Origin of the sequence: Streptomyces blastmyceticus, from assembly GCF_039521185.1 — a bacterium.
GTDB lineage: Bacteria > Actinomycetota > Actinomycetes > Streptomycetales > Streptomycetaceae > Streptomyces > Streptomyces blastmyceticus.
Genome location: NZ_BAAABW010000001.1, coordinates 144,722 through 155,592 on the forward strand (window position 1 = coordinate 144,722; position 10,871 = coordinate 155,592).

Below are 10,871 nucleotides of genomic sequence, written 5' to 3' on the forward strand. Positions count from 1 at the left end.
AGGCGACGATGAGCGAGCACCAGCCGGGCCCGTACGGGATGCCGCCGCAGCAACCGTACGGGATGCCGCCGCAGCAACCGAACCCCTACAGCCAGGGCGGCTCCCCCGGCTTCCCGCCACCCCCGCCGGCCGCACCGCCCGCCGCGCCGTACGGTGCCCCGCCGCAGCCCGGCCCGTACGGCGCGCCGCAGCAGCAGCCGGGCGGCTGGGGGCCGCCCGGCCAGTACCCGCCGCCGGTACCGCCGCAGAGCGGCGGGGGCAAGGGCAAGGCGATCGGCATCGCCGTCGCGGCGCTCGTCGTGGTCGGGGCGATCGTGGGCGGCGTCGTCCTCTTCACCGGGAACGACAAGAGCGGCGGCGACAGCGCCAAGGCCGGGGCCGACGCCTCGCCCGGCACCCCGGAGAACAGCGTCTCGCCCAGCGCCACCGCGATCGCGCGGGCGCGCTACAAACTCACCGCGCCCGACACGCTCGCGGACGACTACAAGAAGGACACGAGCGACCTCGGTTCCGGCTTCGACTCCAAGGCCCTCGACGAGCTCAAGGGCTTCGGCATGGCCGACCCGCAGGGTGCCAACGGCAACTACAAGTCCGGTACGGACAAGCGCGCGCAGAAGATGCTGCGCTTCTCCGGCGCTTGGGGCGCCTCGGTGCGCAGCCCCGAGGCGCTGGTGGACGGCCTGTTCAAGAGCGCGACGGACGGGGCCGCGAAGGAGACCGACCCCAACGAGAAGATCGAATTCGAGGACAGCCCACGCCGGATGAAACCGGACGGGCTCGGCGACGACACCGTGCTGAAGTGCCAGATGACCAAGCAGAGCCTCGGCCCGACGACCGGCAAGACCCTCAGGATGCCGCTGTGCATCTGGGCCGACAGCAGCACCGTCGGCACGGTGTTCGCCCTGGACACCTCGCTGATCGTGCAGGGCCAGGACCTCAGCCTCGACTCGGCCGCCGGCAGGGTCGCGACGTTCCGCGAGCGCGTACGGGTGCCGGTGCGGAGCTGACGGGGCGACTGTTCCAGAACTGTTGCCGCCCCGAGGTAAGGCCCGCGTAAGTCGTCGGGGAGGATGGCGGGCCTGTCACGAGCCACGGATCGAATCGAGTCACGATGAGCTACAACCAGCCGGGCCCCTACGGCGCTCCCCAGCAGCCCCAGCAGCCGGGGCCGTACGGTCCCGGCGGAGCCGCGGGCCAGCCCGGTTACGGTTACCCGCAGCAGCCCCCCGCCTCGCCGTACGGCCAGCCCCCACAGCCAGACCCGTACGGCCAGCAGCCACCGGCCCCGCCGTACGGCGCCCCGCAGCAGGGCGGTTGGGGCCAGCCGCAGCCGGGCCCGTACGGCCAGCAGCCTCAGCCCGGCACGCCGGGCCAGTACCCGCAGCCGGTGCCGCCGCAGGGCGGGGGCAAGGGCAAGGCCATCGGCATCACGATCGGCGCGCTGGTCGTGGTGGGCGCGATCGTGGGCGGAGTCCTCTTCTTCAAGAGCGGCGGGGGCGGGAGCGGCGGAAAGGTGGCGCCTTACACGATCGTGCTGCCGGATTCGTTGCTGGACGGGAAGTACAACAAGCAGCAGAACGTGCCTGACATCACCCCGAAGCTCACCGAAGGCGACAAGGCCAAGGCGCTGGGCATCACCAATGGCACGGAGGTCGCGGCGGCCTACAAGAACGCCGAGCAGCAGGGTCTGAGCGTGCGTGGCGTTTACGGCGAGGTGGCTGACCCACAGAAGGCGGTCGACGCGGTGTTCGCCCAGATGGACGAGAACTCGAAAAAGCTCGGGCCAGGCACCAACATCGAGACCATCGCACCCGTCACCGAGTTCCACCCGAGCGGTTTCGACGGCGCAGTAATGAAGTGCAGGACGGTGAAGGTCAACGTGACCATGGGGTCCATCAGCTCCACCGCCGAGGGTTCGACGTGCGTTTGGGGCGACTCCAGCGCGATCGGACTCGTCACGCACTCGGTCACCAAGACCTCCGGCGGCATCACCGGTGGCGCCACCACCACCGCGACCGGCAACGCGATGTCGGCAAAGGACCTGTCCGAGGCGACGGCTAAGGTACGCACCGAAGTACGCAAGGGCAAATAGCACTAATAACCTAAAGACCTAAATACGCGACACCCGGCCACGGTTGAATACCCGGGGCGCCGCCGCCAATCCCCGATCAGGTCGACCGACGGCGCCTACACATAACGCTGCTCCGGGACACCCTCTCCAGTAGGCCAGCACAATCGACGAGGGGACAAACAGTCCGAATGCCCCAGCCAGCGACTTCACCCCTAGTGAGCGTTGGCCAACGTTTGGTAGCTTGATCAACATCGTCGCCAACCACGCGACGCACAGGCATCAAACGTGAAGCGAGGGCAAATGCGCAAGATAGTTCAGCGAGCAGCTGTAGCAGCAGGCATGATCATGGCTGCAGGCACACTTCAGCTGGCCACAAGCACCTCGGCGGAAGCCACGCCCGCCCAGTGCGACTCCTATCTGCAGGCCAAGGGATACAACGTGGGGCCCAAGGTAAATGCCGCGTGTTCCATGGCCAACGGCGGCGGATTCTGGGACACGGACATAGAATCCTGCAAGTTTAATTTGATAGGCCTGGGCGTTCGCCCCGAGCACGCAAAGTTTGCCTGCGAATACTAAACTGTCTCACGGTCGCCCAGACCACCAGCGCATACGACTGTCAGCCTCGCCCCAGCCGGGCAGCGAGCCACACGCAGCCAGTCGTTGCCACAGGCGGTGAGAGGGGCTTTCCTGGAAGGGAGCGCCCCGCTCACCGCACTCGGGTAGACCTTGTCACCCGTACCAGATGCGCCGACGACGTGATGTTCGCGAAGGAGCTGGCCAACACCACGGCCAGGATTCGCGACGAGATGCACAAGAACAAATAGCTTTCGAGCCCATCGATCGCGTATGGGATCCTGAGCGCTCCGCCGGCGTGGCCCGCGAGGGCCCGCCAGGGGGTTCCCGTCAGAGCGCGCCCGGCCGTCGCGCCGCATTCCTGAGGGGGAACCAGTGAGCCACGCCCAGCCCGGCCCGTACGGCGGACCGCAGCCGCCCCAGCCGCCGAATCCTTACGGCCACCAGCAGGGCTACGGCTATCCGCAGCAGGCGCCGCACGGCCGGCCCGGTCCGTACACGCAGCCGCAGCCGAGCCCCTACGGGCAGCAGCCGTACCCCGGAATGCCCGGCCCGTACCCGCCGCCGATACCCCCGCAGCGCGGCGGCGGCAAGGGCAAGGCCATCGGCATCACGGTCGCCGCGCTCGTCGTGGTCGGGGCGATCGTCGGCGGCATCACCGTGCTGATGAAGAGCAGCGGGAGTTCCTCCGTCGCGGACGACGGCAAGCGCTACAAGCTGACAGCACCGGACAAGGTCCTCACCGAGTACGACAAGGACCCTGAGTTCCATGATCAGGATGTCTTCAACACCCCGGGGGCACGTCGCGATCTCCGCATCATGGGCGTGAAGAACCCGGAGTCCAATGCCTCGGCATACAGGACCGAGAACATCCCCGAGCGGAAGATGATGCGGATCATCGGCATCTGGGGCGACATCAAGAAACCCGAGAACTTCGTGGACGCCATGTTCAAGAGCCTGGCGAGGTCCGCGACGGCCACCAAGGTGGAAGGCACCCCGCAGACCGTCACGCCGCCCGGCTTCGACGGCGCGATGAAGTGCCAGTACACGCACCCCAACGACGGCAGTGGCACCACTGTCCTCCCCCTGTGCATCTGGGCGGACCACAGCACGGCCGGCGTGGTCTACGTGGGCGATATGAAGCGCTCCGGCTCGGGCATCAAGATCCCGTTCGACGAGGCCGCCGGGATCGCGGCCAAGCTGCGCGCGGAGATCCGCGTCGAGATCAAGAAATGACCACCCGGACCGAGGTCATCTCCCCCACCTGCCCGCCGAGTTGGACGCCTGCACCTTCGCACTGAGCAACTCGGTATCGGTGGCGGCCCGGACGGCTTCGCGGTGCGCCTCCCATTCCCTGCCGGACGCGACGGGCCGAAGCCGTACCCAGTCCCCGTCCCACTCCACGACCTGCCCGACCTTCCGCTCCAGCTTGTCCACGACGAACGCGCCGATGCCAGGCACCGCTTCACGCTCCTCCGCACAGCAGTCGCACGAGCGCAGGCGCGAGCTGGGCTTGATGTCGATCCCGTGGGCGGTGGCCCACATGTAGACGCCGCAGGCAGGCTCTTGCACGATCGGCTCCGCCGGTGCCACGACGGGCGCGGCGGTAGGTGGTGCGACGGGGGCGGATGTCCGCGCTACCCGCACCTTGGCGAACCACCGAGAGATAAAGTGACGCATGTCGACGCTCCTTATCAAGGTTCAGCGTTGGCCACACCCCCGGGGCCGGTTGCAGCGGCCGCCGGGGTCTTCTGTGTTCCAAGGAACATACTAGGCGTACTAGGTACCTGACGGATCGACTGTGACACGATAGTGTGCGTAGCGTGGTCATGTGATCGAATTTGTTCCGGACATCCCGCGCTGGCGCCAGGTGGCCGAGGTCATCCGGCAACGCATCAAGGACGGCACCTACCCGCCCCGCTCGCGCGTGCCGTCCGTGGTCAAGCTCGTGGAAGAGTTCGGCATCGCCACCGCGACGAGCCAGAAAGTATTCAACGCGCTGCGCGCCGAAGGCCTGATCTATACCGAGCCGGGACTGGGCTCGTTCGTCTCGAAGCAGCTGCCACCCGAGACAACAGAGCTCGCGGAAAAGTCCTGACGCTGCCAGGGGACAATGACCAGGGCCCGGGCCATCACCTCCGCCGCCGTCGCGCTCGGTGTCGCGGCGGCGGCCACAGCTGCCGTCGTCCTGCTGGGCGGCGGCTCCTCCCCCACGACGACCCTGATCACCCCGCCGACGCTGGCCGGCGGCGCGTACCGCCTCACCGCCGGCACCGCGGAGCTGGAGAAGCAGGGCATCAGCATCCAGTCCGGACTGCCGAAGGGGGCGGTCTCCGTGCTGGCCCGCTACACCCGTGCGGACGACCCGGCGGCGACGCTGTCCCTGTCGGGGGCGTACGGCCGGACCGGCGACCCGGCCACGGTCCTGGACGGCATGCTCAACGGCTTCGAATCCGGCCCCGGCTCCCCCGAAGTGACCACGCCCCGCCGCGACTTCACCCCCACCGGCGGCCCGCCCCTGTCCTGCGAGGTCGTACGCCTCGACGCCCGCGTCTACGCCCCGGCGTGCGCGTGGGCGGAGAAGACGGACGCGGCTTTGCTGATCTCCTTCGACCCGAAGCGGACGACGCCGGGGACGGTGAATCTATCGGCCTTCGCCGGATTCACGGCGGACGCCTACCGATCCGTACGTAAACCCGGCTGAACTGGCGGAGTTGACGTCCGCCCATGACGCGCTCGAGGGTCGCACTCCCAGGTCCACTCATGGGTCACGCCAGAACCTCGGCACGGGCCTCGTCGACGAGAGTGCCGATCTCGGTGATCACAGCTCGCACCGTCTCGGGCTCCAAGCACGCATCGACCACGGCTTCCAACTCGTGGAAGCGGGCCGCCCGTACGGGGTCGCGCTCCATGGCCACGACGATGCCCCAGTACTCGGTGAACGATCGCAGCGGAACAGTGCTGTCCAGCTTCTGTGCCTGAGTGGCCGCGTGAACCAAGTGCTCGTTCAGTTCATCGAGCCGAGTGGGAACGAGCCAGGCGACGGCAGCCCGCAGACTTTCCGGAGTCAGTGGCGGCATGGGCATCGCACCGGCAGAAGACACAGGCTGAGCGCTCATGTCCCCATACTTCCACCGGCAGCACTCCCGCAGGACTAAGACAAAGGGCGCCCGGCACGATCACCGGGCGCCCCCTACATCCACAAGCTCACGCGCTCTTCTCGTGCCGTTCGTCCTTGCCTACGATCCGCAGTTCGCGCGGGACCAGGGTCGGGTTGACGTTGGAGTGGACGACGTCCTCGGTTACGACTCCCTGCCGCGCGATTGCTCTGACCAGCGGCACACCGTTGGCGAGAACCTGGCCGAGGCCCTGTGGCGGCAGCCCGCCGCCCCGGGGATATCGAGCGGGATCACTGAGAGCCCAACACACGCACGCCGCCTCCTGGAGGTCCGCCCATGGGCGGGGCCGGGCCTGCGGATCGACCACGCCGCCGGGGCCATGGGGCGGCTCCGGCGGCGAAGGGCGGGGTCAGCAGTCGTCGCTGCCGCCCCGCCAGTCCAGATTGTCGCCGGACATCCAGCCGGTGTCGTTGGTGCCCGCGACGCGGCCGTAGACCCAGAGGTGGTTGTACACGTTATAGGTGTGGCACCAGATCCAGATCTCGGTCCCGTAGGAGACGCTCCGCCAGGTGTCGCACGCCGCGTACGGCCCGGCCTTGAGGTTGTACGTGCCCTTCATGAAACCCCAGGAACTGCCAGGAGTGTGATGGGTGATGCTGTGGTCGCAGTCGACCGAAATCTTTGTGGAGTCGACCGGGTCGGCCGCGTTCGCCGTGGAAGCCCCGACGAACGCACCGCTCACCGACAGCACGACCACGGCCAGAGAGGCCAGTTGACGTCTGAGCACGATCTGTCTCCTTCCCTCGGCCTCGGCGAAGCGCCGTAGGGCCGGCGGACCAAAGGAACGCAGTGCTCTCCTTGCTGCCCGGCAGCCAAGCAGCATGATGTTGGAGTGTCAACTCCCCTGCGGGACGCAGGATTTACGCGTCGACCTTGGGGCAAGTAGCCGCCGGTCGGCCGCCCTCTCACCGATCGGCGGTCCGCAAGCGAAGTGCCTTACTGGTCAGGATGAACCGCCTGGACGCCGGTGCCCTCGTACAGGTCGGGTTTCAGGGTGAGCAGAAAACGACCGGTGACGAAGCGGGCCGAGGGCCGCGCCATGTGGACCGCGTGGGCTGCGGACCAGTCATGCCCGGCGCGTACCAGTTCCGCAGCCGTACGGGCGGCATCGCTGTCGAAGGGCTCAGTAGTGATGAATCGCAGACCCGTGATGTGCGACAGAACGCCCGGCCTTCCGGCGTCGGCGACCGCCAATGCCAGCACGGGGGCATAGAGAGTGCCGAGTCCGCCGGAGGCCTGGACGTAGAAGGCCAGCATGGCTTCATTGGCCAGGTCCTTGGGATCGTGCAAGGCTCCGGCGGTGGTGTGGTCGAGGACGACCGCGATGGGGCTCACGCGGCTTTCGGACCTTGATCGGCCAAGCGCTCCAGCAGCGTACGGGCCCGCTCCTCGGCCTCGGGGCTGACGGTGACTCCCAGAGCCTGCTCAAGCTCCCGACGAGCCTGGGCCGCTCGCTCCTCCAGCTCGGACCGGGTCGGCTCGTTCCGGGCAAGGTCTTCGACCAGGCCACGGATGGTGGTGTCGTGCTCAGCCGCTAGGACAGCCAGGCGGTCCCGCGCGCTCACACTCACTTTAATGCTCGTGTCATCTGCCATACTCCGACTCTACCTCCGGTAGAGCACCCTTCGCAGGCCCTTGAAGAATGCGCGACATCATGACGGGAGACCTCTGGTGAACCATGCGCGCTGGAAGCTCACCCGCGAGCGGAAGCTCGCCCAAGGCGGTACAGAGTCGCCGGAGGTCGAGGCCATCCGTACGGAGATCCGCATGGCCTTCGACCTCGGACAAGCTATCCACGGCCGGCGCACCGAACTCGGCATCTCCCAGACCGAACTCGCCAGGCGGGCGCACATGACTCAGCCGCAAGTTTCCGGGCTCGAACTCGGAGGAACCGTGCCGACGCTCCCTCTGCTCGCGCGGCTCGCGAAGGCTCTCGACGCATCGCTGAACATCGCTCTGGACGGAGACACGACTTCCGTCACCTTCACACCGCACGCCGCATGAGAAGAGGCGCCCGGCCAACAAGCCGGGCGCCCCCTAAAAGCGTCGAGCGCTACGCGCTCTTCTCGTGCCGTTCGTCCTTGCCGACGATGCGCGGTTCGCGCGGGACCAGGGTCGGGTTGACGTTGGAGTGGACGACGTCCTCGGTGATGACGACGCGGGCGACGTCCTTGCGGGACGGGACCTCGTACATCACGGACATCAGGACCTCTTCCATGATGGCGCGCAGGCCGCGCGCGCCGGTGCCGCGCAGGATCGCCTGGTCGGCGATCGCCTCCAGGGCGGGGCGGTCGAACTCCAGCTCCACGCCGTCGAGTTCAAACAGCCGTTGGTACTGCTTCACCAAGGCGTTGCGCGGCTCGACGAGGATCTGGAGGAGCGCCTCGCGGTCGAGGTTGTGGACGCTGGTGATCACGGGGAGGCGGCCGATGAATTCGGGGATCATGCCGAACTTCACCAGGTCCTCGGGCATGACCTCCTGGAACTGGTCGCTCGCCTCGATCTCGCGCTTGGAGCGGATGGTCGCCCCGAAGCCGATCCCCTTGGCGCCCGCGCGCGACTCGATGATCTTCTCCAGGCCGGAGAAGGCGCCGCCGACGATGAAGAGGACGTTCGTCGTGTCGATCTGGATGAATTCCTGGTGCGGGTGCTTGCGGCCGCCCTGCGGGGGGACCGAGGCCGTGGTGCCTTCCAGGATCTTCAGCAGGGCCTGCTGGACGCCCTCGCCCGACACATCCCGTGTGATCGACGGATTTTCGCTCTTTCGGGCGACCTTGTCGATCTCATCGATGTAGATGATGCCGGTCTCGGCCTTCTTGACGTCGTAGTCAGCGGCCTGGATCAGCTTCAGCAGGATGTTCTCGACGTCCTCGCCGACATAGCCGGCCTCCGTCAGCGCCGTGGCGTCGGCGATCGCGAAGGGGACGTTCAGCATGCGGGCGAGCGTCTGCGCGAGGAGGGTCTTGCCCGAACCCGTGGGGCCGAGCAGCAGGATGTTGGACTTGGCGAGCTCGATGCCGTCGTCGCGGTTGTGGCCGGCGTTCTCCCCGGCCTGCACGCGCTTGTAGTGGTTGTAGACGGCGACGGAGAGGGCCTTCTTGGCCGCCTCCTGGCCCACCACATAGCCCTCGAGGAACTCATAGATCTCACGGGGCTTGGGGAGCTCCTCCCACCGCACCTCGGAGGTCTCCGCCAGCTCTTCCTCGATGATCTCGTTGCAGAGGTCGATGCACTCGTCGCAGATGTACACACCAGGCCCCGCGATGAGCTTCTTCACCTGCTTCTGGCTCTTCCCGCAGAACGAGCACTTGAGCAGATCGCCGCCGTCACCGATGCGTGCCACGAGGTGCTTCCCCTTCGCCTGGGATCCGCCTTGCTCTGCGAACCCGGGTGCTTGCCTATCGACGGTACCTTGCCGGGCCCCCCGAGCGGGCCCCCCTTGGCCCTACTCGGTCCAAGGGGGTTGCCGGCGGCACGGTGGCCGGACCGAAAACGGTCAGGCCGAAACGGACGTCTTGCGCGTCGAGACGATCTGGTCCACCAGACCGTACGCGAGCAGCTCGTCGGCGGTGAGGATCTTGTCCCGCTCGATGTCCTCGCGGATCTTCTCGATCGGCGTGGTGGAGTGCTTGGCCAGCATGTCCTCGAGCTGGGCGCGCATCCGGAGGATCTCGTTGGCGGCGATCTCCAGGTCGGAGACCTGACCGCGGCCGGTCTCGCTGTACGGCTGGTGGATCAGGACGCGGGCGTTCGGCAGCGCCATGCGCTTGCCCGGCGTGCCGGCGGCGAGCAGCACGGCGGCGGCGGAGGCCGCCTGGCCCATGCAGACCGTCTGGATGTCCGGCTTCACGAACTGCATCGTGTCGTAGATCGCGGTCAGCGCGGTGAAGGAGCCGCCCGGCGAGTTGATGTAGATCGAGATGTCGCGGTCCGGGTCCATCGACTCCAGGCACAGCAGCTGCGCCATGACGTCGTTGGCCGAGGCGTCGTCGATCTGGACGCCGAGGAAGATCACCCGCTCCTCGAAGAGCTTCGCGTACGGGTCGTACTCGCGCACGCCCTGCGAGGTGCGCTCGACGAAGCGCGGGACGATGTAACGGGAGTCGGCCTGGGGGCCGGTGTAGAGGCCGCTGCCGGCGTTGTTGTTCATCTGCGTGTTCACCATCCTGGTGGCGTTCTGTGGGCCGGGGGGTTCGCTGCTGCGGGTGTGCGCCGGGAGCCGTCAGGCCCCGGTGCCGCCCCCGCCCGGAACGCCTGCGGCGGTCTTCATGACCTCGTCGATGAGGCCGTACTCCTTGGCCTCCTCGGCGGAGAACCAGCGGTCGCGGTCGGAGTCGTGGGTGACCTGCTCGACGGTCTGGCCGGTGTGGAGCGAGGTGAGCTCCGCCATCCGCTTCTTGGTGTACAGCAGCCGCTCGGCGTGGATCTTGATGTCCGTGGCGGAACCCGCCAGGCCCGCGGAGGGCTGGTGGATCAGGATCTCGGCGTTCGGCAGCGCGAAGCGCTTGCCGGGGGTGCCGGCGCTCAGCAGGAACTGACCCATGGAGGCGGCGAGGCCCATGGCGATGGTGACCACGTCGTTCTTGATGTACTGCATGGTGTCGTAGATCGCCATGCCGGCCGTGATCGAGCCGCCGGGGCTGTTGATGTAGAGGTAGATGTCCTTGTCCGGGTCCGCGGCAAGGAGGAGCAGCTGCGCCGTGATCTTGTTGGCGATGTCGTCGTCGACCGGCTGGCCGAGGAAGATGATTCGTTCCCCGAGCAGTCGGTTGTAGACCTGGTCGCCAAGGCCACCGAAGCTCGGCTCGCCGGCGGCGGCGGAAGGCATCAGATTCGTCACGTATCCACCTGCTCGTTGTTCGACGGCCCCGCGAGCCGTCTCAGCGTCTTCTTAAGGGGTGAGGTCGGGCGCGCCATCCGGGCTTCCGCGTCGCGCTTCCGGGACTCCCCTGCCCCCGTATCTACGGACCCTAACGCGCTGGTAGGCGGGTGCCATCCCGCATCAGGAACTGTTCGCTCTGAGCGCAGGTTCCCCGGGGCCCACAGGA

15 protein-coding genes are annotated in these 10,871 nt (G+C 67.5%); 6 read left to right on the plus strand and 9 right to left on the minus strand.

The genetic code is table 11. From position 1 onward, the window contains the following. Positions 1-8 precede the first annotated feature (8 nt). The 3 genes from ABD269_RS00640 (at position 9) to ABD269_RS00650 (ending at position 3,880) form a co-directional block, all read left to right on the plus strand. Positions 9-1,007 (plus strand): hypothetical protein, encoded by a 999-nt coding sequence (locus ABD269_RS00640; RefSeq protein ID WP_344114936.1) that lies wholly within the window; start codon positions 9-11, stop codon positions 1,005-1,007. A 104-nt stretch (positions 1,008-1,111) separates the two neighbouring features. After that, positions 1,112-2,092 (plus strand): hypothetical protein, encoded by a 981-nt coding sequence (locus ABD269_RS00645; RefSeq protein ID WP_344114938.1) that lies wholly within the window; start codon positions 1,112-1,114, stop codon positions 2,090-2,092. A 927-nt stretch (positions 2,093-3,019) separates the two neighbouring features. Next, entirely contained in the window at positions 3,020-3,880 is an 861-nt protein-coding gene (locus ABD269_RS00650) for a hypothetical protein (RefSeq protein ID WP_344114940.1), read from the plus strand. Positions 3,881-3,895: 15 nt separating this feature from the next. On the opposite strand, the gene ABD269_RS00655 is transcribed toward ABD269_RS00650, so the two are convergent. Next, a complete protein-coding gene (locus ABD269_RS00655) occupies positions 3,896-4,216 on the minus strand; it encodes a hypothetical protein (RefSeq protein WP_344114942.1) in 321 nt (106 codons plus the stop codon). A gap of 259 nt (positions 4,217-4,475) precedes the next feature. Here ABD269_RS00655 and ABD269_RS00660 point away from each other — a divergent pair, with 259 nt between their 5' ends. Together ABD269_RS00660 and ABD269_RS00665 are read left to right on the plus strand one after the other, a co-directional pair. Further along, positions 4,476-4,742, plus strand: coding sequence for a GntR family transcriptional regulator (locus ABD269_RS00660; RefSeq protein ID WP_344114944.1), 267 nt, complete (start codon positions 4,476-4,478; stop codon positions 4,740-4,742). A gap of 15 nt (positions 4,743-4,757) precedes the next feature. Further along, positions 4,758-5,348 carry a hypothetical protein gene (locus ABD269_RS00665; RefSeq protein ID WP_344114946.1) on the plus strand — a complete coding sequence of 197 codons (591 nt, stop codon included), beginning with the start codon at positions 4,758-4,760 and terminating at the stop codon, positions 5,346-5,348. A 64-nt stretch (positions 5,349-5,412) separates the two neighbouring features. Here ABD269_RS00665 and ABD269_RS00670 read toward each other — a convergent pair whose 3' ends face one another. From ABD269_RS00670 to ABD269_RS00690, 5 genes are all read right to left on the minus strand, one after another. Continuing rightward, a complete protein-coding gene (locus ABD269_RS00670; RefSeq protein ID WP_344114948.1) occupies positions 5,413-5,763 on the minus strand; it encodes a hypothetical protein in 351 nt (116 codons plus the stop codon). A gap of 88 nt (positions 5,764-5,851) precedes the next feature. After that, positions 5,852-6,073 (minus strand): hypothetical protein, encoded by a 222-nt coding sequence (locus ABD269_RS35280; protein WP_425572809.1) that lies wholly within the window; start codon positions 6,071-6,073, stop codon positions 5,852-5,854. Positions 6,074-6,172: 99 nt separating this feature from the next. Continuing rightward, positions 6,173-6,550 carry a hypothetical protein gene (locus ABD269_RS00680; RefSeq protein WP_344114950.1) on the minus strand — a complete coding sequence of 126 codons (378 nt, stop codon included), beginning with the start codon at positions 6,548-6,550 and terminating at the stop codon, positions 6,173-6,175. A gap of 209 nt (positions 6,551-6,759) precedes the next feature. Then, the gene (locus ABD269_RS00685; RefSeq protein ID WP_344114952.1) at positions 6,760-7,158 is read right to left on the minus strand and encodes a PIN domain-containing protein; all 399 of its coding nucleotides are present in this window, start codon (positions 7,156-7,158) and stop codon (positions 6,760-6,762) included. Further along, positions 7,155-7,418: a hypothetical protein gene (locus ABD269_RS00690; RefSeq protein WP_344114954.1), complete on the minus strand. Its 264-nt coding sequence runs from the start codon at positions 7,416-7,418 to the stop codon at positions 7,155-7,157. The genes ABD269_RS00685 and ABD269_RS00690 overlap by 4 nt, the downstream gene beginning before the upstream one ends. A 76-nt stretch (positions 7,419-7,494) precedes the next feature. Here ABD269_RS00690 and ABD269_RS00695 point away from each other — a divergent pair, with 76 nt between their 5' ends. Beyond that, the gene (locus ABD269_RS00695; RefSeq protein WP_344114957.1) at positions 7,495-7,827 is read left to right on the plus strand and encodes a helix-turn-helix domain-containing protein; all 333 of its coding nucleotides are present in this window, start codon (positions 7,495-7,497) and stop codon (positions 7,825-7,827) included. A gap of 49 nt (positions 7,828-7,876) precedes the next feature. On the opposite strand, the gene clpX is transcribed toward ABD269_RS00695, so the two are convergent. The 3 genes from clpX to ABD269_RS00710 form a co-directional block, all read right to left on the minus strand. Beyond that, positions 7,877-9,166, minus strand: a complete 1,290-nt coding sequence (gene clpX, locus ABD269_RS00700) for an ATP-dependent Clp protease ATP-binding subunit ClpX (RefSeq protein ID WP_301887392.1) — start codon at positions 9,164-9,166, stop codon at positions 7,877-7,879. A gap of 153 nt (positions 9,167-9,319) precedes the next feature. Then, positions 9,320-9,988 (minus strand): ATP-dependent Clp protease proteolytic subunit, encoded by a 669-nt coding sequence (locus tag ABD269_RS00705; protein WP_116211811.1) that lies wholly within the window; start codon positions 9,986-9,988, stop codon positions 9,320-9,322. Positions 9,989-10,045: 57 nt separating this feature from the next. Continuing rightward, complete coding sequence (locus ABD269_RS00710; protein ID WP_116215665.1) at positions 10,046-10,651, minus strand: ATP-dependent Clp protease proteolytic subunit; 606 nt, start codon at positions 10,649-10,651, stop codon at positions 10,046-10,048. Positions 10,652-10,871: the final 220 nt, after the last annotated feature.

Coding starts and splice junctions, on each gene's coding strand:
- ABD269_RS00640 (WP_344114936.1), top strand. CDS start 9: ATGAGCGAGCACCAGCCGGGCCCGTACGGGATGCCGCCGCAGCAACCG.
- ABD269_RS00705 (WP_116211811.1), bottom strand. CDS start 9,988: ATGGTGAACACGCAGATGAACAACAACGCCGGCAGCGGCCTCTACACC.
- ABD269_RS00710 (WP_116215665.1), bottom strand. CDS start 10,651: ATGCCTTCCGCCGCCGCCGGCGAGCCGAGCTTCGGTGGCCTTGGCGAC.
- ABD269_RS00670 (WP_344114948.1), bottom strand. CDS start 5,763: ATGAGCGCTCAGCCTGTGTCTTCTGCCGGTGCGATGCCCATGCCGCCA.
- ABD269_RS00690 (WP_344114954.1), bottom strand. CDS start 7,418: ATGGCAGATGACACGAGCATTAAAGTGAGTGTGAGCGCGCGGGACCGC.
- ABD269_RS00665 (WP_344114946.1), top strand. CDS start 4,758: ATGACCAGGGCCCGGGCCATCACCTCCGCCGCCGTCGCGCTCGGTGTC.
- ABD269_RS00645 (WP_344114938.1), top strand. CDS start 1,112: ATGAGCTACAACCAGCCGGGCCCCTACGGCGCTCCCCAGCAGCCCCAG.